Annotated in this window: 23 protein-coding genes; 13 read left to right on the top strand and 10 right to left on the bottom strand. The window is 61.4% G+C overall.

Going from position 1 to position 22,293, the window contains the following annotated elements; translation table 11 throughout:
- Positions 1-14: 14 nt before the first annotated feature.
- On the top strand, positions 15-329 hold the full coding sequence (locus ACZ1GU_RS02080) for a YciI family protein (RefSeq protein ID WP_472646474.1): 315 nt from the start codon (positions 15-17) through the stop codon (positions 327-329).
- Here the strand turns inward: ACZ1GU_RS02080 and mtnP are convergent, their stop codons facing one another.
- Complete coding sequence (mtnP, locus tag ACZ1GU_RS02085; RefSeq protein WP_472646475.1) at positions 330-1,202, bottom strand: S-methyl-5'-thioadenosine phosphorylase; 873 nt, start codon at positions 1,200-1,202, stop codon at positions 330-332.
- 190 nt (positions 1,203-1,392) lie between these two features.
- Here mtnP and ACZ1GU_RS02090 point away from each other — a divergent pair, with 190 nt between their 5' ends.
- Together ACZ1GU_RS02090 and ACZ1GU_RS02095 are read left to right on the top strand one after the other, a co-directional pair.
- Positions 1,393-2,820, top strand: coding sequence for an aldehyde dehydrogenase family protein (locus ACZ1GU_RS02090; RefSeq protein WP_472646476.1), 1,428 nt, complete (start codon positions 1,393-1,395; stop codon positions 2,818-2,820).
- A 53-nt stretch (positions 2,821-2,873) separates the two neighbouring features.
- Positions 2,874-3,647, top strand: coding sequence for a M48 family metallopeptidase (locus ACZ1GU_RS02095; protein WP_472646477.1), 774 nt, complete (start codon positions 2,874-2,876; stop codon positions 3,645-3,647).
- A gap of 167 nt (positions 3,648-3,814) precedes the next feature.
- On the opposite strand, the gene ACZ1GU_RS02100 is transcribed toward ACZ1GU_RS02095, so the two are convergent.
- Positions 3,815-5,161 carry an alpha/beta hydrolase family protein gene (locus tag ACZ1GU_RS02100; RefSeq protein WP_472646478.1) on the bottom strand — a complete coding sequence of 449 codons (1,347 nt, stop codon included), beginning with the start codon at positions 5,159-5,161 and terminating at the stop codon, positions 3,815-3,817.
- Between the two features lie 74 nt (positions 5,162-5,235).
- Here ACZ1GU_RS02100 and ACZ1GU_RS02105 point away from each other — a divergent pair, with 74 nt between their 5' ends.
- The 3 genes from ACZ1GU_RS02105 (at position 5,236) to ACZ1GU_RS02115 (ending at position 11,769) form a co-directional block, all read left to right on the top strand.
- Positions 5,236-6,597 carry a phosphotransferase gene (locus ACZ1GU_RS02105; protein ID WP_472646479.1) on the top strand — a complete coding sequence of 454 codons (1,362 nt, stop codon included), beginning with the start codon at positions 5,236-5,238 and terminating at the stop codon, positions 6,595-6,597.
- A 135-nt stretch (positions 6,598-6,732) separates the two neighbouring features.
- Positions 6,733-8,019, top strand: coding sequence for an acyl-CoA dehydrogenase family protein (locus tag ACZ1GU_RS02110; RefSeq protein WP_472646480.1), 1,287 nt, complete (start codon positions 6,733-6,735; stop codon positions 8,017-8,019).
- A gap of 426 nt (positions 8,020-8,445) precedes the next feature.
- A complete protein-coding gene (locus ACZ1GU_RS02115; protein WP_472646481.1) occupies positions 8,446-11,769 on the top strand; it encodes an amidohydrolase family protein in 3,324 nt (1,107 codons plus the stop codon).
- Between the two features lie 3 nt (positions 11,770-11,772).
- Here the strand turns inward: ACZ1GU_RS02115 and ACZ1GU_RS02120 are convergent, their stop codons facing one another.
- The 6 genes from ACZ1GU_RS02120 to ACZ1GU_RS02145 all read right to left on the bottom strand — a co-directional run bounded on the left by ACZ1GU_RS02120 (position 11,773) and on the right by ACZ1GU_RS02145 (position 16,911).
- On the bottom strand, positions 11,773-12,495 hold the full coding sequence (locus tag ACZ1GU_RS02120) for a sigma-70 family RNA polymerase sigma factor (protein ID WP_472646482.1): 723 nt from the start codon (positions 12,493-12,495) through the stop codon (positions 11,773-11,775).
- Positions 12,492-14,606, bottom strand: coding sequence for a flagellar biosynthesis protein FlhA (locus ACZ1GU_RS02125; protein WP_472646483.1), 2,115 nt, complete (start codon positions 14,604-14,606; stop codon positions 12,492-12,494). Before ACZ1GU_RS02125 ends, ACZ1GU_RS02120 begins: the two co-directional genes overlap by 4 nt.
- Before the next feature lie 11 nt (positions 14,607-14,617).
- On the bottom strand, positions 14,618-15,526 hold the full coding sequence (locus tag ACZ1GU_RS02130; protein ID WP_472646484.1) for a transglycosylase SLT domain-containing protein: 909 nt from the start codon (positions 15,524-15,526) through the stop codon (positions 14,618-14,620).
- 118 nt (positions 15,527-15,644) lie between these two features.
- Entirely contained in the window at positions 15,645-15,962 is a 318-nt protein-coding gene (locus tag ACZ1GU_RS02135; RefSeq protein WP_472648682.1) for a flagellar protein FlgN, read from the bottom strand.
- 5 nt (positions 15,963-15,967) lie between these two features.
- The gene (locus tag ACZ1GU_RS02140; protein WP_472646485.1) at positions 15,968-16,282 is read right to left on the bottom strand and encodes a flagellar biosynthesis anti-sigma factor FlgM; all 315 of its coding nucleotides are present in this window, start codon (positions 16,280-16,282) and stop codon (positions 15,968-15,970) included.
- Positions 16,283-16,371: 89 nt separating this feature from the next.
- Positions 16,372-16,911 carry a flagella basal body P-ring formation protein FlgA gene (locus ACZ1GU_RS02145; protein ID WP_472646486.1) on the bottom strand — a complete coding sequence of 180 codons (540 nt, stop codon included), beginning with the start codon at positions 16,909-16,911 and terminating at the stop codon, positions 16,372-16,374.
- Positions 16,912-17,091: 180 nt separating this feature from the next.
- Between ACZ1GU_RS02145 and ACZ1GU_RS02150 the strand changes: the two genes are divergently transcribed.
- Positions 17,092-18,189 (top strand): GGDEF domain-containing protein, encoded by a 1,098-nt coding sequence (locus ACZ1GU_RS02150; RefSeq protein ID WP_472646487.1) that lies wholly within the window; start codon positions 17,092-17,094, stop codon positions 18,187-18,189.
- A 12-nt stretch (positions 18,190-18,201) separates the two neighbouring features.
- On the opposite strand, the gene ACZ1GU_RS02155 is transcribed toward ACZ1GU_RS02150, so the two are convergent.
- Entirely contained in the window at positions 18,202-18,597 is a 396-nt protein-coding gene (locus ACZ1GU_RS02155) for a hypothetical protein (RefSeq protein ID WP_472646488.1), read from the bottom strand.
- A complete protein-coding gene (locus ACZ1GU_RS02160) occupies positions 18,594-19,262 on the bottom strand; it encodes a MotA/TolQ/ExbB proton channel family protein (RefSeq protein ID WP_472646489.1) in 669 nt (222 codons plus the stop codon). The genes ACZ1GU_RS02155 and ACZ1GU_RS02160 overlap by 4 nt, the downstream gene beginning before the upstream one ends.
- A 257-nt stretch (positions 19,263-19,519) precedes the next feature.
- On the opposite strand from ACZ1GU_RS02160, the gene flgB reads away from it, so the two are divergent.
- Genes flgB through ACZ1GU_RS02190 form a run of 6 tightly spaced genes read left to right on the top strand, consistent with a single transcriptional unit; the run spans position 19,520 to position 22,272 of the window.
- Entirely contained in the window at positions 19,520-19,867 is a 348-nt protein-coding gene (flgB, locus tag ACZ1GU_RS02165; protein WP_472646490.1) for a flagellar basal body rod protein FlgB, read from the top strand.
- A 2-nt stretch (positions 19,868-19,869) separates the two neighbouring features.
- Positions 19,870-20,280, top strand: a complete 411-nt coding sequence (gene flgC / locus ACZ1GU_RS02170; protein WP_472646491.1) for a flagellar basal body rod protein FlgC — start codon at positions 19,870-19,872, stop codon at positions 20,278-20,280.
- A 2-nt stretch (positions 20,281-20,282) separates the two neighbouring features.
- A complete protein-coding gene (locus tag ACZ1GU_RS02175; protein WP_472646492.1) occupies positions 20,283-20,549 on the top strand; it encodes a flagellar hook capping FlgD N-terminal domain-containing protein in 267 nt (88 codons plus the stop codon).
- On the top strand, positions 20,468-20,674 hold the full coding sequence (locus ACZ1GU_RS02180) for a hypothetical protein (protein WP_472648796.1): 207 nt from the start codon (positions 20,468-20,470) through the stop codon (positions 20,672-20,674). The genes ACZ1GU_RS02175 and ACZ1GU_RS02180 overlap by 82 nt, the downstream gene beginning before the upstream one ends.
- Positions 20,675-20,701: 27 nt before the next feature.
- The gene (locus ACZ1GU_RS02185; RefSeq protein ID WP_472646493.1) at positions 20,702-21,517 is read left to right on the top strand and encodes a flagellar hook-basal body protein; all 816 of its coding nucleotides are present in this window, start codon (positions 20,702-20,704) and stop codon (positions 21,515-21,517) included.
- 14 nt (positions 21,518-21,531) lie between these two features.
- A complete protein-coding gene (locus tag ACZ1GU_RS02190) occupies positions 21,532-22,272 on the top strand; it encodes a flagellar basal body rod protein FlgF (protein ID WP_472646494.1) in 741 nt (246 codons plus the stop codon).
- Positions 22,273-22,293 lie beyond the last annotated feature (21 nt).

Below are 22,293 nucleotides of genomic sequence, written 5' to 3' on the forward strand. Positions count from 1 at the left end.
ATGGAGTTTCAAACATGCCGCTTTATGCCTTTTACTGCCGCGATGGAGAGAACAGCGAGAAGCTGCGTGAGGTCCATTTGGAAGCGCAGCGCGAATGGATGGCCGAGCATGATGAAAATTACCTCACCGCCGGACCGCTCCTGAACCGCAAGGGCGAATTTGTCGGGTCGCTGCTGATAATCGAGGCCGATGACGAAGCAACCGCGCGCGAGACAGTGAATGACGATCCCTACCTTGTGGGCGGGGTTTGGCAGTCGATCCGCGTCGACAAGTTCGAGCCGGTCAAAGGGCGCTGGAAAGACAACAGCCGCGACCAGCCAAACGACTGATCAGCCGCCTTCGAACAGGCGTCCCGCCACCGCATCGAGCTTCGCTATCAGCTCCGGGTCATGCTCATCGGGCGCGGTAATCACCGCATCATCCAGCGCGAAATCTATCGGCGAGGCCTCGCGCTTCTTGGGCAGCGCCTCAATGAATTTGACCACGGCATCGCGCGCCAACTCGCTGTTTTCCTGCATCTGCGCGACCACCTGGGCGACGTCGACTTCATCACCGTCGCGCCAGCAATCATAGTCGGTGACCATGCCGACCAGCGCGTAGGGCAGCTCGGCTTCGCGGGCGAGCTTTGCCTCTGGCATGGCAGTCATGCCGATCACATCCGCACCCCATTCGCGGTACATCCGACTTTCAGCGCGGGTGGAGAATTGCGGGCCTTCCATCGCGAGATACGTCGCGCCTTCGGCAATTTTGCCGCCTGCTGCGTTTACGGCGGCCTTGGCCATATCTGACAGGCGCGGGCAAACCGGATCGGCCATCGAGACATGGGTGACGAAGCCCGATCCGAAATAGGTCGAGCGGCGGCCCATCGTGCGGTCGATGAACTGATCGACCATGGCAAAGCGGCCCGGTTCGATCTCTTCGCGCAGACTACCGACCGCCGAAATTGCGAGGATATCGGTGCATCCAGCGCGCTTTAACGCATCCACATTGGCGCGCGAATTAAGGTCGCTGGGCGAGATCGGGTGGCCTCTGCCGTGGCGCGGCAAGAAACGCACGCGCACATCGCCGATCCGCCCGCACAGGATTGCGTCGGACGGATCGCCCCAAGGGGTTTCGATCGGAATCCACTGCTGCTCTTCCAACCCTTCGATCGCATACAGCCCTGATCCGCCGATAATGCCGATTGTCCAAGGGCTTGCCATTTGCTGTGTTCCTTACGCTCGAGACGATGTGTCGGTGTGTCGTCCAGCCGCCTAAGTCAGAATGCCACCTGCGGGCAAGGTCTCATGCGAGCGCTGCCGAGGGCCAAGGCCAATCTTCAATTGAAACTTTCCTCTCAAAGGTCCACCTTGCCCAGCAACAAAACCAAACAGATTCGAGAGAGGCAGTCCCATGGTCACCCAGTACAAAAATCTCATCAATGGCGAGCTGATTGAAACCGGCGAGTGGCTCGATGTGGTCAACCCCGCCAATGAAGAAGTGATCGGCCAGGTCCCGGCCTGCGGCAAGGAAGAGCTCGACACAGCTGTTGCCGCCGCGCGCGCCGCATTCAAAACCTGGAAGAAGACGCCGATTGAAGAGCGCCGCGCCGCGATCATGGCGATTTCCGGCGCAATCAAGGAAAACGCCGATGAGTTGTTCCGCCTGCTGACGAGTGAACAGGGCAAACCGCATCAGCAAGCCAAGGGCGAGATTTTCGGCGCGGCAGCGATTTCGGCGGCGCAATCGACGCTCGAACTCGAAGACGAGATCAACGAAGACTCCGATCAGCGGTTGAGTCGCACGCGCCGCGTGCCCGTCGGCGTGGTAGGCGGCATCGTACCGTGGAACTTCCCGGTCATGATGGCGATCCAGAAGATCGTGCCCGCCATGCTTTCGGGCTGCACCATCGTGCTTAAAACCTCGCCCTTCACCCCGCTCACCACGCTCCGCATTGCAGAGCTGATCGCGGACAAGGTGCCAGCGGGCGTCGTCAACATCATCACCGGCGACGATGCGCTCGGTCCGATGATCACGCAGCACCCGGATATCGACAAGATCACTTTCACCGGATCAACCGCCACGGGTAAGAAGATCATGGAAGGCGCGAGCGCGGACCTCAAACGCATCACGCTCGAACTGGGCGGCAATGATGCCTCAATCGTCATGCCGGATGCCGATCCGAAGAAGGTTGCCGAGCAGCTGTTCTGGTCTAGCTTTCAAAATGCAGGTCAGGTCTGCATAGCGGCGAAGCGCATCTACATCCACGAGGATATTTACGACGAGCTGTCCGCCGCGATTGCCGAATATGCCAAGCAGGTCAAAGTCGGCGATGGCGCGCAGCAGGGAACCGGCGTCGGTCCGATCCAGAACAAGAAGCAGTTCGACCGCGTCGTTGAGCTGATCGAGGATGCCAAGGACAATGGCTACAAATTCCTCGTCGGCGGCGAGACCGATCCATCCGGTTCAGGCTATTACGTGCCGATCACCATTCTCGACAATCCGCCGGAAGATGCGCGGATCGTCGCTGAAGAACAGTTCGGTCCGGTTATGCCGCTGATGAAGTTCTCAACCGAAGAAGAAGTGATCGAGCGCGCCAATAACTCCGAATATGGCCTTGCAGGTGCCGTGTGGACCTCCAACCCTGAAAAGGGTGTCGAGATTGCCGAACAGCTCGAAACAGGCACGGTTTGGGTCAATGAATTCATGCACTTGTCGCCATTCGCACCCTTTGGAGGCCACAAGCAATCGGGCTTTGGCGCCGAGTACGGCAAAGAAGGCCTCAAAGAATTTACCTATCCGCAGGTAATTACTGTAAAGAAAGACAATGTTCCGGCCTGATTCATCTCGGGCCGGTCACGTGAGTGTTTTTTACCGAAGAGCGGGGTCGAAATATGATGGGACTTAAATTCACCAAAGCGCGCGCAGCGATGCTCGCAGCTGTGGCCTGTGTTGCGGGCGGCGCGGTTGCCGTGCCGAGCTATGCGCAATTCAACGTCGGCAATGCGATCAAGTCGGCCAAGAAAGTCGCCGAAGCGGCAAGCTACACCGATGAGGAAATCGTTGTGTTCTTCAGCCAGATCTCGGCTGACATGGACAGCAAGAACCCGATCGCCACGATGGACGATCCCTATGGTCAGCGCCTTGCTGCCTTGACCGAAGGTCTCGACAATTACGACGGCCTCGACCTCGATATCAAAGCCTATCTCGTCAAGGACGTGAATGCATTTGCGATGGGTGACGGCACGGTGCGGATCATGGCTGGCCTGATGGACCAGTTCAACGATGACGAAGTGCGCTGTGTGATCGGCCACGAAATTGGCCACGTAAAGCTGGAGCATGGCAAGAAGCGCATGAAGCGCAGCCTGCAACAGGATGCGGCGCTGAGCGTGGCGAGCACCGCCAGCAGCGATGTTCGCCGTCTGGCGAATTCTGAATTGGGCAAACTGTTCGGTGATGTCGTCACCGCGCAGCACTCGCAAAAGGCCGAGCGCAAGTCAGACGATTACGCGATCGAGTTTATGAAGGCCAACAATTACAACCCTGAAGGCTGCGTGACCGCGATGGAAAAGCTCGCCACGTTGAGTTCTGGCGGCGGCATTGATCTGCTCAAGACGCATCCGAGCCCCGCGAGCCGGGCGAAGCGGATGAAGAAGCAGATCAGCTGATCGCGGAATAATTCTCGGACAACAAGACGACCGTTTGGGGAAACTCAGGCGGCCGTTTTTGTTGGGGCTGTGATGATCCGGCTTCAGCCCTCAATCAGCGAAGCGGTAAGGCAGAAAAGAGCAGGGTAGAGGGTGCGGGCTGGCATAGCTTCGATAACAACGCCCAACTACTCGCCCACCGCCTTCCGCTCCATCGTTAGGCCAGCCGCCCAGCGCTTTTGTAAACCGCGCCAATGGTCTGCTTCGTCGGGTCCGGCGAATTTGCCATTCAATTGCTCGCCAAAACCGGTCGGCCATTTGCCGTCATTGGAATTGGCGGCGGGCACATTGAGATAGCTCGACTTGTCCGCATCACCCTTCAAGTGAAGGTCGAGGAAAGCGGCAACGAAATGCTGGTTGATGCCGTTTATCCGGTCCTGCCGCCACACCGGTTCGGTGAGGAACTCAGCGACCTGAAACGGCGCATTTCCCGGCACATCGAAAGCATTGCCGACGATGTTGTGCCGTGCCTCGCGGAATGTCAGCATGTGGCGCGCAGTCCCGGTCAGTTGGTCGAATATCCAGCTCACCCCCTCAGCATGGTTGGAGACGTCATCCTCACCACCAGATACGAGCAGCACGGGCGCGGTGATTGTCGCGAGGCTCTCGCTGCTCCAAACGCGGTTGTCCGGCTGACCGCCCCACGGAGCGAACAACACCAGTGCATCGACGCCAGCATCCTGGCTAACGATGGTGCGCGTAATGTCGGAAGCCGCATCGGGCACGGTGTCGAACGTGCCGCTTTCATAATTGTAGTCGCCGCCTGCGGTCGCCAGCGCGCCATAGCCGCCCATCGAATAGCCGATCACCGCGACCTGCTCCGGGTCGATCAGCGAGTAGATCCCGTCCGCTCCGGCCTCACTGCCGCTGACCATTTCTGACAGGACAGCACGCTGATCGATGGTGCGGTTGGTCAGCACCAGACTGAACGAATGGACGAAATCTGTGACGCCCTCGATTGGCATATCGGCGTGGTCAATCGAGGCGACAACATAGCCGCGCGAAGCGATGTGTTCGGCAAGATTACTGAACTGCGTGCTCCATCCGTTGAACCCGTGGCTCATGATGACGAGCGGGAATTTCCCTTGGCCAAGAGCGGGCGCATCGGGATGTGCGCGCCCCTTGAATTCGAGCGTGAACGGCTCCTGCGCGGCCAGCGTGATCGTGTGCGTATAGGTGATGCGCGGCTCCACCGATCGCGCCTCCGCCGGATAGTAAACGCGCACTTGCAGGGCTGGCATTTCCTCTTCTTCGAAGATCTGCCCCGTCGCCATTCCGGCTTTCGAGAAACTCACCCGGTCGGGAATGCCGATCAGCAGCTCCTGCGTGCCGACCGAATACTCGCCATAGCGGCCCAGCTCGGGCGCCTCGCCCAGATTGCCTTCATGGATAGTCGGGCTGGCGACATAGGCGGCTGTTCCCGCTCCAACGGTAGCCAGAGCGAGACCGGCGAGGGCGATGTGGCGTTTCTTCATTGCGGGCATTCTCGTTTGTGACATTATGCGTGCGTGGGACCATTCATGGCAGCGAGTGGCAGCAAGGGGAAGGCATGACCGGACACGCGGACGAATTGATCGAGGGCTTGAGCCGCGTGATGGCGCGGGCAGGGCTTGATGCGCCCCGTGATCTGACGCGGCTGACTGGCGGCGCGACCATGGAGAGCTGGCGGTTCGCAGCTGGTGACGCGGAATATGTTCTGCGCCGCGCGCCTTCCAGCGAATTTATGAAGGACCGCCCGTTCGGACATGACATTGAAGCGGCGGTGATCCGCGCCGCAAAGGCTGCGGGTGTGACCGCGCCGGAAGTGATCGCCGAATTGCAGCCGGAGGACGGCATCGGATCAGGTTTTGTGATGGAGGCGCTGCCCGGCACGCCCAATCCCAAACAGATTCTCGAAACGGATGAAGCAGATCGTCTGGTTTCCGAATGCGCCGCGAACCTCGCCAGCATTCACACGCTGAGGCCCGGCGATCTGCCCGAAGCCGTGCCCGTGATGGATTATCGCGCGGCGATTGCGGACCTCAAGCAGCAATTTGAGGAAGCGGGCGGCGACCGCCCGATCATCGCGCTGGGCCTGAGATGGATGGAGGACAATTGTCCCGAGCCGCTCGAGCCGGTCCTCGTGCACGGCGATTACCGCATGGGTAACCTGCTGGTTACCGAGGATGGCTGGCTTACCGGGGTGCTCGATTGGGAGCTGGCGCATTTTGGTGATTACCATGAGGACTTGGCGTTTGGCTGCATGGCCGTGTGGCGGTTCCACCGATATGACCGACCCGCGCTTGGGTTGGGATCGCTGGAGGATTACTTCGCTGCCTACGAGGCCGCGGCGGATGTGAAAGTGGACCGCAAACGCTTCCGCTACTGGCTGATCCATCGCACGGTGTGGTGGGCGCTCGGCTGTCTGCGTATGGCGAAGATCTGGCGCAGCGGCGAGGATCGGATGCTGGAGCGGGTGGTGATCTCACGAAGGACGAGCGAGCAGGAACTCGACCTCTTGATGCTGCTGGAGGAGGATGCGCCCGAGGAGGAGCGGGTGCGGCCCGCAACAGATTGGGACTACTTTGACGAGGAGCAGGGAGGTGCATCAGGAGCGGAGCTCGCTCTGGCAATCTCTGAATGGCTATCGAGCATCAAATCGAAGCTCGAAGGACATGATCGGTTTCAGTTGGCAGTCGCTAGAAATGCCCTTGGCATGATAGCTCGTGAAGAACGGGCGGCATGGCCGATGGTCGGTCAAACCAAATTGACGGACGAGCTGCTCGGGGGTGAGAAGACTCTTGCTACCCTAGGGCTGCTTGCCAAACTTCGAGCGACGGCGCTTATCGAAGCTGACGTTAATTCCCCAAAGTATCCCGCACTGGCGTTTGCTCGTTCGATATGGCCCCTCAAGTATGATGACAATGAATGAGCTGTGTTTCTACTTTGATCCGGCTTGCTGCACCCGCAGCGAGCCCGCGCCCGCCCACCGCATGGCGGGTGCGCTTCGCTTCCCACCTGGGCGGGCGCTTTGAAATGAAGCACTGATACTGACGAGGACTGACTGATGGACTTCGCAATTCCCGCCGACTTGCAATCATATCTCGATGAGCTTGACGCCTTCATCGAGGCCGAGATCAAGCCGCTTGAAGAGCAGGACGACAATATCCGCTTCTTCGACCACCGGCGCGAATATGCGCGGACCGATTTCGAAGCGGGCGGTTTGCCGCGCGAGGAATGGGAAGACCTCCTCAAAGAAGCCACCCGCCGCGCTGACAAGGCTGGACACTGGCGTTTCTCCGCGCCCAAGCAATATGGCGGCAAAGACGGATCGAACCTCTGGATGGCGGTCATCCGCGAGCACTTTGCGCGGATGGGCCTTGGCCTCCACAACGACCTGCAGAACGAGCACTCCATCGTCGGCAATTTCCCCTTCGTCGCTATGTTCGATCAGTGGGGTACCGAAGAGCAGAAGCAGGAATTCATCACCGGCGGCTTCGAGCGCAAACGCCGCGTTGCTTTTGGCCTCACCGAACCTGATCACGGCTCTGACGCCACCCATATGGAAACTACAGCTGTCAAGCAGACCCGCGACGGCCAAGACGGCTGGCTGATCAATGGTGAGAAGATGTGGATCACCGGCATGCATGTCGCGACCCACTGCGCGATGTTTGCGCGCACCAGCGGCGAAGCGGGGGATGCGAGCGGGATCACCTGTTTCCTCGTCCCCAATCCCACCGAAGGCCTCGAAATCGAGGAGTGGATGTGGACCTTCAACATGCCCACCGACCACCCGCGCCTCAGCGTCAAGGACGTGTGGGTTCCCGATTCAGCGATCCTCGGTGTCGAAGGGCGCGGGCTCGCACTCGCGCAAAGCTTCGTCCACCAGAACCGCATCCGGCAGGCCGCATCCTCGCTCGGCGCGGCGCAATATTGCGTCGATGAGAGCGTGAAATATGCCCGCGCGCGCAAACCCTTTGGCGAGGCGCTCTCCAAAAACCAGGCGATCCAGTTCCCGCTGGTCGAGCTGGCGACCCAATGCGAGATGCTCCGCCTGCTGATCTTCAAGACCGCTTGGGAGATGGACAATATGCCGCATGAGGAGATTGAACGGACGATCTCCGACAAGGTCTCGATGTGCAATTACTGGGCGAACCGGCTGGTGTGCGAGGCCGCCGACCGGGCGATGCAGGTGCATGGCGGGATCGGCTATTCGCGCCACAAGCCGTTCGAGCATATCTATCGCCACCACCGCCGCTATCGCATCACCGAAGGCAGCGAGGAGATCCAGATGAGGAAGGTCGCGGCGTATCTGTTCGGATATCTGGGGCCGAAGAGGGGGACGATGGGTTGAGCGAGCCTTCCAAGAATACTCTTTGGCGACGGCATTGGTCGCTGACCGCGCTGCTTGTTATTTGGTTCTCAACTGCGTGGCTGCTGCAATCAATCAGACTGAGCTCGGCAGTTGGTTTCGGGATTGCAGCTGCCGCACTCGTAGGTCTTCACTACTGGAATCGGCATCAGCCACCTGATCGATTCTACGGCATGTCCGCACCAACCTCAATTCTCGCTGTAGTGTTTGGGCTGATGGCGTTGGCTGACGAAGGCACAGGTCCCGTTTTTGAAGGCCTCCGCGCCATTGGGGTCATTTGTCTCATCGGAGCGTTAGGATTTCTCCTTTGGCGCTACGTTCCGCTCGGGGGACCCCCTAAGACAGGCTAACCCCTAGCAATATCGTTGCGCGCCTCTATGACTCTCTTCCAACACAGGGAGAGACTTCATGCGCCGCTTCGCACCTCACTTCACTGCCACCCTTCTCGCAGGCTCCATGCTCGCCGCGCCCCACGCCGCCTTCGCGCAAGACGACAAGGAAGAGTGGAACGTCGAAGCACCGCGCGGTGCCAAGATCGAACAGGTGCCGATCGAGACCGACGAAGGCACCTGGATGGATGTCGATGTCTCGCCCGATGGCCGCACGCTCGCCTTCACCATGCTCGGCGACATCTACACCCTGCCAATCACCGGCGGCACGCCCAAGCGGATCGCCGAGGGGCTGAGCTGGGAAGTGCATCCGCGCTTTTCGCCCGATGGCACGCGCATCGCCTTCACGAGCGATCGGGGCGGGGGCAACAATATCTGGCTGATGAATGCCGATGGCTCTGACAAGCGGCAATTGACCAAGGAAGAGTTCCGCCTGCTCAACCAACCGGCATGGTCACCTGATGGCCAGTTCATCGCGGCCAAGAAGCATTTCACGACGCAGCGCTCGCTCGGCACGGGCGAGATCTGGATGTATCACGTGTCGGGCGGCGGCGGCGTCCAGGTGGTTGAGCGCGCCAATGAGGCTTTGCAGAAAGAGCTGGGCGAGCCGGTCTTCGCGCCCGATGGCAGCGCGATTTACTACACCCGCAACACGACGCCGGGGAACACCTTTATCTACGCGCAGGATTCCAATGCGGGGATCTTCGCAATTGAGCGGCACGACCTTGAGACGGGCGAGGTTACCACTGCGGTCGACGGCTATGGCGGGGCGGTGCGCCCAGCCCCTTCGCCTGACGGCAAAGAGATCGCCTTCGTTCGGCGGGACAAAGACACCTCGCAATTGTGGATCAAGGAGATCGCCAGCGGGCGCGAGCGGATGATCTATGACGCGCTTGATCTTGACGTGCAGGAGACCTGGGCGGTGACCGGGGTCTATCCCAATATGGATTGGACGCCGGACAGCGCCTCAATCGTGTTCTGGGCGGGCGGTAAGCTCAACCGCGTCAACCGTGACGGGTCGGGCCATGCGGTGATCCCGTTCCGGATCAGCGACACGCGCGGCATTGCCGATGCGCCGCATCCCGAAATCGAGGTGTCGCCCGATCGCTTTGCCACCAAGATGGCGAAGTTCGGCACACTTTCACCTGACGGAACGCAGCTGGTTTTTGAAAGCCTTGGGCGACTTTACACCAAGTCTGCGCGGGGCCGCGATGCGCCGCGCCCGCTGACCGAAGCGCCGAGCGGAACGGTCGAGGCCTATCCTTCGTTCAGCCGCGATGGCTCGCAAATCGCCTATGTCCAGTGGACCGATGAGGGGCTGGGCCGGATTTTGGTTTCTGACACGACCGGCGCAAACAACCGCGTCGCGCTGAGCGAGCCGGGGCACTACGCCAATCCGGTGTTCTCGCCCGATGGCACGAAAATCGTCTATGAGAAGCGCACGGGCGGCTATCTGACCGCGCCGGAGCATTCCGAAAACCCAGGCATTTACACGGTCGATGCGGCGGGTGGAGAGCCGGTCTTGGTCAGCCGCGAGGGCTCAAACCCTCAATTTGGCAGCGATAATGATCGTCTGTTCATGATCGGGCGCGATGGCAGCAAGCTGGCGCTAATGTCGTCTGACCTGGATGGCGAGAAGAAGCGCACCCATGCGACCGGAACCTTGGTGAATGACTTCCGCGTCTCGCCCGATGGCAAGACAATCGCGTTTCGCCAGAATTACGAAGTGTTCGCCATGCCGGTAATTCCGGGCGGCAAGCCGGTCGATGTGAACGAGGCCAAGGGGCCGGTTCCGATCACCAAAGTCTCCAGCGGAGGCGCGGATTACCTCGGCTGGGCGCGCGGGGGCGAGACGCTGTTCTGGTCGATCGGTCCGACGCTGAAGCAAGCGCAGGTGAGTGAGTTTTTCCGCAATGCGCCCAAGGGGAAGGGCAAGGATAAGGGCTTTGCCCCGCCGACCAGCGGAATCTCGATGGCGGTCACCGTCGATGCGCAAAAGCCGAGCGGCACGGTCGTCATCACCGGCGCGAAGCTGCTCACAATGGCGGCTGGGCTCGGCAGCGAAGACGCAGGCGTGATCGAGAACGGCGTGATCGTGATCGAAGGGGACCGGATCGCGGCGATTGGCGCGGCGGGTGACGTTAACGTGCCCAGCGGTGCGACCACGGTCGATGCCAGCGGGAAGGTCATCATGCCCGGTTTTGTCGACGCGCACCATCACGGGCCGCACGGCACGGGCGATCTCGTGCCGCAGCAGAACTGGAGCCTCGTGCAGGATCTCGCGCTCGGAACCACGACCACGCATAACCCGTCGAGCAATTCTAGCCTGATCTTCGCTTCGGCAGAGCGGCAGATGGCGGGCACTTTGCTCGCCCCGCGCATCTTCTCGACCGGAGAGATCATCTATGGGGCGAAGGCGCCGAGCGTCTACGCCCGGATCGACAGCTATGACGATGCGCTGGCGCATGTCCGCCGGATCAAGGCGCAGGGCGGGATTTCGGTCAAGAACTACAACCAGCCCCGGCGCGAACAACGCCAGATGGTGGCGCGCGCCGCGGCAGCGGAGAACATGCTCAACGTCGCCGAAGGCGGTTCGCTGTTCGGCATGGATATGAACCTGATCGCCGATGGCAATTCGACCATTGAGCACAATGTGCCCGGCGATGTGTTTTACGAGGACGTGCTGCAATTCTTCGGCCAGTCGAACTCGAACTACACACCGACGCTCAACGTGACCTATGGCGGGCTTGCCGGCGATCCGTATTGGCGTCAGGCGACCGACGTGTTCGACCATCCGCTGATGATCCACACTCCGCCCAAGGTGTTGCTCGCCGCAACGGCGCGGCGCACCAAGGCTCCTGAATGGGCCTTCGTCGATGACAATGCGGCGCGCGAGGCGAAGAAGATTGCGGACCGCGGCGTGAAGGTCTCGATCGGAGCGCACGGGCAGCAACCTGGCATTGGCGCGCACTGGGAAATCTGGACCTTTGCGCGCGGCGGGATGAGCCCGGTCGAAGCGCTCAAAACCGCGACGATCTGGCCGGCGGAATCGCTCGGAATGCAGAAAGATGTCGGCAGCCTTGAAGTCGGCAAGCTCGCTGATTTGCTGGTGCTGACCGCCGATCCGACCGCCAATATCCGCGACAGCGACAAGATCGAAAGTGTGATGATCGGTGGGCGGATGTATGACACCGCGACCATGCAGGAAGTCGCGACCGGCAATGGCGGACGGCGCGCCTATTGGTGGGAGAGCGGCCAAGGTGGCAATGCTGGCGGCTCCGAGGCGGCGACCCATGCGGGCGGCGGCCACAATCACGGCGATGGTGACGGAGGTCGTCAGTAACGCCTAGCCGGCTTCGATCAGCGCCCGCAAATCCTTCAGAGCCTTGGCGCGCAATTGATGGACACGCGGGACGCTGACTTCGAGCACTTCGGCGATTTCGGTGAGGTTCAACTCCTCAACGAAGAACAATTGCAGCACCAGTTTGAGGCGGTCGGGCAGCTGCGTCATCGCTGCGACCATCCGCTCGCGATCCTCCATGTCGGAAAGCACCTCGAACGGGTCAGGATCGTCGCTGGCAAAGGCGGTGCTGGTCTCGTCATATTCGTCGGCGATCGAGGTGAGCGTGATGTTTGAGGCTTCGATTTCGAGCAGCTCGGCATCGCTTATGCCCATGCGTGCGGCGATTTCCGTGCGGGCGGGATCACGGTGCAATTCCTCGCGCAATGCGCCCACGGCGGCTTCATAGGCGGCGCGCTTCTTGCGCGCGGTGCGGGTGTTATTGAGCTGTTTGCGCACTGCATCGAGCATCGCTCCACGCACGCGGATCTTGGCGTAGGCAGCAAAGCCATCTTCAGTCGGGCCGGAGTGTTTTTGCGCGCATTCGGTGAGCGCGATGACGCCGATGGAAATCAGGTCTTCGACCTCGATCCCATCGCGGCCCATGCCGTTGATGTGCCACGCCGCGCGGCGGACGAGCGGCATGAAGCGGCGGACGCGGTCGGCGACTTCATCGCGATTGGCTGCCCCATAACCGCTGGCGCTGAAGGGGGTTTGATCGTGCTTCATGCGGCGATGGCCTCAGTGGATGGGTCGTCAGGAAGCGCAGGCGCTGCGGCCTCTTCGCCGCCGATGACTTTGACGACCTCGACCGGCTGTGTTGCGGGCAATTCATTGATCGACAGGACGAGACAGCGCTGCACGCGCTGACGCAGCAGATTGGCAAGCGGGCGGCGCGCAGGCGGTTGAACGATGAGCGCAATCGGGCCATCCTCTGCCTCGATCGCGGCATTGAGGGCTGCGGTGATCATGCTGCCGCATTCCGGCTCCACCATTGGCTGACCGGTGCTGGGGTCCGGCACGCTGCCGAGGATCGAGGCTTCGAGATTGGCGTCGAGCGTTGCGACTTTCAGCCGCGCTCCCGGCTCGCAAATCCGCCCGATCAGCTTCGCGCCCATATCCGCGCGCACCGCATCGACCAATGCGTCAAATTCCTGCGTGCGTTGCAGCGCGAGGGCGAGGCTGGTGAGCACGGTTTGCGGGTGGCTAAGCCCGATCCCGTCCGCGATCAATGCGCGGAAAATCCGGGTGATCGCCGCAAGCGAAAGCGGTTCGGGGTGAACAGTTTCAACCAGGCTCGGCGCGCTTTCCTTGAGCGCATCGAGCAGCTCGCGCACTTCCTGCGGGCCGAGCAGGTCAGCGGCATGGGCTAGGAGCACCTGATTGGCGTGCGTCGCGATCACCGTACTCGGGTCAACCGCCAGAAACCCTTCGGCAATGGCATGATCGCGGTCGCGCGGAGCGATCCACAGAGCGGGACAGTCAAAGCTAGGATCGCGCGTTGCTTCACCCGTTAGAGTGTGCCCGGCCCGCACATCGCCCGCATCAATCGCCAGCAATTTGCCCGGCTGCACAGCCCCTTGCGCGAGCGTCACCCCGCCGAGCATAACGGCATAATCCTGAGCCTCGCGGTCGAGGGAATCCCGAATGCGGAATTGCGGCAGGACAAAGCCGAACTCGCGGCTAAGCTGCTTGCGAATGCCGGTGATGCGCGTGAGCAGCGGGGCATCTTTCGCCTTGTCGACCAGATGGACGAGGCCATAGCCAAGCTCGATGGTGACGAGCGTTTGGTCGCTGACATCTTCCATCGCGATGTGATCAGCCGGGGTCTCTTCGACCTTTACCTCTTCGATCACGGGCGCATTGGCTTTGCCGCGTAAATGCCACCAGATCGCGCCCGCTATTCCGGCGGCGGGGAGGAAAATCAACTGAGGCATCGCCGGGACCAGCCCAATCGCGCCGAGGATCAGCGCCACCGGCAACCACCCGCGCGGATCGGAAAACTGCCCGCCAATCTGTCCGGCGAGATCGCGCTTGTCGGAGACCCGCGTGACAATGGCGGCGGCGGCGATGGAGAGTAGCAGCGCTGGCACTTGCGCAACCAAAGCGTCTCCCACCGCGAGGGTGATGTAAAGCTCTCCCGCCTCGCCAGCGGACAGGCCATGGCTCACCATGCCCAGCGCGAACCCAGCGATGACATTGACGCCAAGGATCAGCAGCGCGGCAATCGCATCGCCTTTGACGAATTTCGATGCGCCATCCATTGAGCCGTAGAAATCGGCTTCGACAGTGACTTCGGCGCGGCGGGCCTTGGCCTCTTCTGAGGTGACAAGCCCAGCGGCGATATCGGCGTCAATCGCCATCTGTTTGCCGGGCAGGGCATCAAGCACAAAGCGCGCCGAGACTTCCGACACGCGGCCCGCGCCTTTAGTGATCACGATCATGTTGATGATCAGCAGGATGGTGAAGACGAACAGGCCGACTGCGAAATTGCCGCCGACCAGAAACTCGCCAAAGCTCTCGATAATCTCGCCTGCTGCTGCGCCGCCTTCATGCCCGTTGACCAGCACGATCCGGGTCGAAGCAACATTGAGCGCGAGCCGCAGCAAAGTCGCGAACAACAGAACGCTGGGGAACGAGGAGAAATCGAGCGGTTGGCGCGCGTTGAGCGCGACCATCAGCACCGCAACCGCAACCGCGATGTTGAGCACGAAAAACATGTCGAGCAGCATGGTCGGGATCGGCAGCACCATCAGCACGAACAGCGCGAAAATGCCGACCGGCAGCGCCATTGCGGCGGACATGCCGCCAATACGCGCTGCGAGCGGGGAGGAAGTCATGCCAGCGCCGCTCACAATCCGAACGCCTTCAACTGATCATAGGCACGTTTGACCTGAGCGCCGCTTTCGCCCGCCAAGCCAGGAGCGAAGGTTGATTGCAACACTTGCGACATGGGCATTGGCGCAGGCGGTGCAGGGCGCGATTCCGCCGCTGCGCCGTGCGACGAGTTGTACGTCAGCGCAGGCGGGCGCATCGGCCCGAAGGCGGCTTCATCCGCGATCAGATAGGGGGCAAACGGCGTGCTTTCGCGCATATGGCCGGGAACAGCTTCAAGCGCGCGCTCCATTCGCCCGCGGACGGTGTCCATCACCTCGCCAAGGCTGCGCGCGGACCCATTGCGCTCATAGAAGACCGGGCGGTTGGCGGCGGCTGGGCGCGGGAACAGCGCAGCGGCGGATTGATGGGGATCTTTTTGTAGGGCGGTGAGGAACTTCGATGCACCGCCCGCGCCAAGGAAGTGCGCGAGATATAGCTCGCTGTGGTCCGGCTCGCGGCCCAGCACGGGGAGCAGGCGTTCCCGATTGTCCTCGGCCAGGCTGGCAGCCATGTAGGATGCGATCTGCGGATCATTGCGAAGTGCGAGAATGGCATTGCGCTGCGCCGGATCGCTGACGAAGGCCGCGCCGCTGCGACCGACACCGATCTGCGCGGCAACGTCTCCGAGGCCGAAGCGCTCGCCGTGCTTTCTGACCGTCGCCAGCCAAGTGCTCTCGATGAACTGATAGAGACCGGTCGCGCTCGATGTGCGCGCTTTGGCACTCGGGTTCATCGAGGATTCGACCTGCGCCTGCGCCAGCAGATAGTCGAAATCGACCACGGAGCGCTCGGCGGCTCCAGCAATCGCCTGCTGCACATTGGGCCGCTGTGAGGAGACGGCGAGCGCACGCGCTCCGTTTGTTGGTGATGTGATGTCGTTCACGCCGATCTCGCTCTGGCCTCGCTGTTGCGCCCTTGATCCGATGGCGCGCAGAGCCAGTCCGCGCGCGGGTTCACAGCAAGGTCAGCAAGGCTCGTGCCAATTGCGCGGTCAGCGCGCCTTACGCATGGGCGGTGTTCGACGGAGTGTAGGTGGGTCGCGGGCCGCCCAGCGCATCGAGGCGCGCGGCGACATTGGCGGCGAGCAGGTTGCGCACCCGGCGGTTCACCTCGTTCAACTGGCTCGCCGTGGTGGCGAGCGCGCGTGTGTCAGGATCGAGCATGTCCGGCCCGACCGGGGCGAGCATATCGCACAATTGCTCTTTCTCGCGGGTCGAGGCGACCAGCTCGTCACGGTCGAGCGAGGCAAGCGCTTGCCGCTCGCGCTCCAGGACGGCAATCATCTGCCGTAGCGCATTGGTCAGTTCGCCAGCTTTCATGCCGCTCACGACTGCGAGCTTTGCGGGATGGACGGGCTGACGCGCGCAGCGATCATCGCATCGACGATTTTTGCGGGCACGAGCGGGTAGCTCCCATCGCGCAGCGCGTTGCGGATTTCGTTGACGCGCTCGCTATCAACCGGCGCATCGCTGGCCGCAGCGCTTTGGCTGACTTCGACCGAGATGCCCGATTTCGCCGCGCTCGGCGAAGCGGCGCTTTGCGTGTCATTGGCGCGCGCCTTCAGCAGCGAGCGGTCGCTTTCACTGAGCGCGCGAGCGGGGCTAACCCCTTGTAATTTGTTCAGTTCAAAAGACGGCATGGCTCCGTTCCTATTTATTTCTATGCCCTAAGGACGGTCGCAGGCGAGGCTATTTAAGCGCTGCCTTGCGATATCTTTATCGAGCGGATTTACTGCACTGGGATCACGGCAAAGCCGGGTCGGACAATACGCGCACGGATTGGTTCGCCCCGGCGCACCATGCGCACCGCAATCCAGTCGCCGACCGCACCGCTGTCCATCGCCTCGCCCGATTGCTGCACCGCAAAGCCGCGCCCGCGCACGGCCACGGTTACTGGATCGCCGCGTTTCACGACGTTTACCGGCTTGGCGGCTTTCGCTGCTTGCGGCGCGGCTCTGATCGCTACGAATATGCGCCAACCGTCCGCCTTAGGACATTCGACCCGCACTGTCTGGCCCGGTTGCCCGTGCCAACTGGTCATCAAAGGCGCGGGGCAATGGGCCAGCCTCAGCCGCCGGTCCGCCGGCATTCGCGCTCCGCCAATCATCCCGGTAGGTGCGCCGGTAAAGCGCATCACAGCGCGGTCGATTTCAGACGGGTCGGTAAAGGCTTGACGAAGCGGTGTCTGGCCGAAAACCGGCGACAAGACCGGCGTCAGCATAAGCAGAGCCGCCGGAGCGAAATACCAATAAGTTATTGTGGAGCGCATCCTGCGACCTCCCTTTCAAATGACAGTTTCACGAGGGATTGTAGCAAGGCCCGTGCCAATTGCTTACGTATTTGCGCGCAGGGGCGTTGCAGCGCAGAATACATCAAAGCTGCGTTATGCAGCCGACCATAGAACAGGCGCGCTTCACACTGATGAGGCGCGTGGAAAGCAAGGTCGTTTATGTCTTACCCCAATCCCTTTGGTCGCCGGAAAAGAGATCGCAAGGCAGCCGCAACAGAGCCTGCGGCAACCGAGAAGAAACTGACGCTTGCCGAAATTGCGCGGCGGGATCTGCTGACCGAGATCAGCGAGTTCATTATGCGCCACGATCTCGATGTGACGGGCGCAAATCTCAGCTTGATTTGCGCGGCATTGTCTGGCGCGAACCGGCGGCTGGCACAGGAGTTCGTCAAGCGTGAAACCCGCCGGGAGCCGATTGACCAACGTTATCTCGACACCATGATGCGTCTTAACCCGGGCACGCATGATCGCATCGCCGAGCTTGAGCGTCTGATGGACAAAATGGAATATTCGCTGATGCGGTTCGCTCAGACCGCGAGGTCGGCGCAGGATGAAAGTAGCCAGCACCGCGGCGCGATCGGTCGGCAGATTGAAGAAATGGAAAGCGATGCCGCCGCGCGAAGCGAGCAAATCCGGGTCGAGCGGGTTATCGAGCTTTCGCACTCAATGCTCGAACGGCTCGATATGGTCGAGCGCGCGATGGATCGCAGCCAGAACGAAACGCAGCAATTGCGCAGCTCGCTTGCGCAGGCCCGGCACGAGGCGGACGTCGATCATCTGACCCGTCTGCCCAATCGCCGCGCTTTCGAGAGACGGCTGAAGTCCGCCACCGATGAAGCAAAGGCAGACGGTGTGCCGCTGAGCATTGCGTTTTGCGATGTCGACCATTTCAAGCAGGTCAATGACACGCATGGGCACGAAGCGGGAGACCGCATCTTGTGTGCAATTGCCGACACGTTGAGTGCGATTGCCAATGATGAATGCTTTATCGCCCGCCACGGCGGCGAGGAATTTGTCATGCTGTTCTACGGTCTCGACAAGAATGACGCCTGGCGCGAGCTCGAACGCGTGCGGCGCATGATGGCGAGCAAGCAATTGATGAACCGGGAAACCGGTAAGCCGTTTGGCAAGATCACCTTTTCCGGCGGGATCGCCGAAGTGACCGAGACAGACGACCCCCGAAGCGCGCTCGAGCGCGCAGATGCAGCGCTCTATGAAGCCAAACAAGGCGGGCGCAACATGATCATCGCGAACTAGGCCGCGGGTCCTCTATCGCTGCGCGTCGAACGCGAGGCTCGCATAGAGGTCAGTGCTGTCCGCAGGGGTCATCACCACTCGCACCGGCACGCCGCGCGATCGTGCAGCATCGGCGAGCCGCCGCGCTTCGGCCCAGCTTTCGGCCTCGTCCTCCGCACGATAGCGCGCAAACACGCTCAAGGTTGCGCGCGGGTCAACTGCCTGATCATCAAGCCAGTCACCGATCTCCGGCACATTGTTCGAGGGGCGATAAAGCGCTTGAGCCGGCGCGACGGCGACAGAGGTGGGCGGCTCGGCGACAGGGTTTGCACTGCGCATTCCTGCCAGCGCGGCGAGCGAGACCAGAAACAGGATCAGCGCCAGATCAGCCAGGATCAGCTGCCACGGCATGGCTTGGCGGCTGGTCATGCGATGTCACGCAATTCAGTCGTCTGGGTAGATAGCGACTGCATCCGGCCAAGCTGATCTTCCAGCCATTCGATCAAGATATCGCGCTGCGTTTCTTCATATTCTCCTTCGCGCTCGATGGCGCGGGCGAGCGGGATCCACAGCATGTGAGCGGTCAGCACCCCGTACAAAGTCGACACGGCGGCGCTCGCTACGGACGCCATTGTGTCGTCGAGCGCGCCGGTGCTTCCCGGTGAAAGCTGAGTGATGGCGAATAAAGTACCCACCAGTCCGAAGACCGGGGCCAGTTCGCCAGCATGCTCCATCGTTCGCACCGCCTGCATGCGCGCGATGTCGCGCTTCGCCCGGCCCGCGCGGTGTGCGCTGTGCATGGCGGGGAGCGAGCGCTGGGTCAGATAGATATCGACCATCTTCGCGATCAGGCGATCAGGGGGATCAGAAGCATCCGCGCGATACGGACCGTCCCGCTTAATTGCGCTCACAATCCGAGCAAGCGCAGTGCGGTTGGCATCGACATCGAAGCTGTGGCGATGAAGACGGATGAGGCCGCGCATGGTCTCTTGCACATCGTGCCGACCGCTGCGCGCCGCTGTCGCGATTAATGTGCCGACAATCACGACGACGAGAGCAGCAGGATCGAACAGGATGGCAAGGTCATTCGGCATGGTCTTGCTGAGGACGGTCAGCGGACGCTTGGCTTAAGCGCTCTGGCGCTGCCCGCGTGCGAGCTGCGCTCTGCGTATTTCACCTGCAAACCTTTGGAAACCATGGCGGCTGCAAGTCGCTGCCAATCGGGCGGCAAGCGCTTGCCGAAATGCGGCTTATCCTGCGCAAAAGCGCGTATTTCCCGCCCCAAACGCGCTTTTGGCACGGACTCTGCAAAGTCCTTCGCACACTCATGTGAGCATTGCGGAGAGCAGATATGAACTCGCAGATTTTTGGCATTCACGGCGCTGCGCTGGAATTGCGTTCGCAGCGTATGGGAATGATCGCGTCGAACATCGCGAACGCGGCGACGCCCGGATACAAGGCGCGCGATATCGACTTTGCCGCCGCGCTTGATGATCGTCTCGGCGGGATCGGCGCGGATGCCAGCGCTTCTGCCAACACGATGTTCCGCCAGTCGGTCATGCCCTCGCTTGATGGCAATACGGTCGAGCTCGGCAATGAGCAGGTTGCCTTCACCGAAAACGCCGTAGCGTACAGCGCGACGCTGTCTTTTGTGCAGGGCAAGGTCAACACCATCACTCGCGCGCTGAAGGGTGAATAGGCATGGCTGACAACAACCGTCTCACCCTGTTTTCGATGACGCAAAAGGCGATGTCGGCCCAGATGGTGCGCATGAACGCAGCCACATCGAACCTTGCCAATGCAGGGTCGGTCGCGCGCAGCGAGGAGGAGGCCTATCGCCCGATCCGCCCGGTTTTCCAGACTGAGCTCGACCGCGCATCTGGCCTCGCCACCGTTCGCAATGAAGGCCTGATGCGTTCGGACGCCGCGCCGGCAAAACGCCACGACCCCAACCATCCGCTCGCCGATGATGACGGCAATGTCTGGGAAAGCCCGGTCGATGAGAGCGCCGAGATGATCGAGATCATGGAGAGCGCGCGCCAATACCAGAACATGGTTCAGGCGCTCCAGACCGCCAAGCAATTAATGCTCGAAACCCTGAGGAGCAATTGACGATGAACACCATTACGACACCATCCGCGCAGGACGCGATTGATCGCCTGAATGCGCCTTCGACGCTGCCCGCGCAAAATGCCTTTGCGAGCCTTGACCAAGGCGATTTCCTGCGCCTGCTCACGACGCAATTGACGCTGCAAGACCCGCTCGAGCCGGTACCGATAACGAAGAGATGCTGGCGCAGATGGCGCAGTTTTCCAGCCTTGCCGCGAGCACGGAATCGAGCAGCACTCTGGCTGAGATTTCGGCCAAGCTCGATGATCTGATCGCCGCTCAAACCGCCTCTGCCGAAGCAGCCAGCGCGGCTGCCAATGCAGCGCTGATCGCGGCGGAAGCTGCCAGCAATGCAGCCAATCGCCCCGCCACCGGCGGCGCGGCGATCACCCCCTGATTCTGACCCTTACCAAGGACCACCACCATGACTGCATTCTACACCTCGCTTAATGGCCTGCGAAACGCCGAGACCGACCTCGCCGTTATCGCCAACAATATCGCCAATGCCGAAACCGCTGGTTTCAAGAAATCCTCGGCGCAATTCGCCGATATTGTATCGAGCGGTTCGAGTGCCGATCCGCGCCTGACCATCGGCCTTGGCGCGACTGTTTCGGCGATCAATCAGGATTTCTCGCTCGGCTCTATTGAGCAAACCGGGCGCAGCCTGGACCTTGCGATTGATGGCGACGGGTTCTTCGCGATCCGCGATATCGAGACCAATGAGACGGTCTTTACCCGCAACGGCAACCTGCAGATTGATGGTGCCGGCAATATTCAGGATGCGCCGGGCAAGCGCGTGCAAGCCTTCCCGGTTGATGCCACGGGCACCCCGACCAGCACTGTGCCGATCGATGCCATCGCTCCGGTGACGAATGGGGGAGGCTTCGCGCTATCCAGCATTACGATCCAGAATAATGGCGTTATCCAGGCCTCTTACTCGGACGGTTCGACCGAGCCGGTCGGACGCCTGGCGCTGGCGACCTTCGCTGCGCCAGACGGGCTGCGCGCTATCGGCCAGACCAATTGGGAGGCGACCGGCATTTCCGGCGCGCCCGATTATGGCAATCCGGGGGCTGACAATCGCGGTGCTATCCTGAGCGGCGCGCTGGAACGCTCCAATGTCGATCTCGCTGAAGAAATGGTCGCGTTGATCACAGCGCAACGGAATTTCCAGGCGAATGCGCGGGCGATCGACACCTCCACCCAGATCACCCAGACCATCATCAACCTGCGTTCGTAAGCCGGTAAGCCGCTATGGACCGTCTGATCTACACCGCGCTCACCGGCATGAACGCTGCGATGGACCGTCAGCGGGTGGTGGCGAACAATCTCGCCAACGCCTCGACGCCCGGTTTTCGCCAAGAGGCGTTCGCCGTTACCCCCGCGACCTTGCGCAATGGCTCCGTGGAAGCGCGCGCCATGGCGCAAGGCGTGGTGCGCGGGGTCGACATGCAGCAGGGGCGGGTGATCCCGACCGGCAAAGCGCTCGACATCGCGGTGAAGGGCGAGGCGCTGATCGCCTATCAGGCGGCAGATGGTGGCGAGATCTACTCGCGCCGTGGCGATTTACGGGTCGCGCCCACAGGCGTGCTCGAAAATGGCGAAGGTCTGCCCGTGATGGGAGAGGCTGGCCCGATCACCATTCCGGCAGGCGGCACAATCGCGCTCGGCAGTGATGGCAGCGTGCTTCTGAACGATCCGGCCGATCCCGGCGCGCCGCCACAGGCTATCGCGCGGATCAAGCTCGTCTCACCCGAAGGCAGCGCGATTGCCAAAGGGATCGACAGTTTCCTCAAAGTCCCGGGCGGCGGTGTTCTTCCCGCTGATCCGACTGCAGAGATCACCACCGGCGCGCTCGAAGCGTCGAACGTCAACACCGCTGCCACTCTGGTCGACATGATCGAAGCGCAGCGCGCTTTTGAACAGCGCGCCAAGGTCATCTCCACCGCCGGCGAGCTTGATGAGGCCGGCTCGCGGCTGATGTCGCTGCGCTGATCCCGTTTCACGAAAAGGATG

Source organism: Erythrobacter sp. HA7-11 (assembly GCF_055693605.1).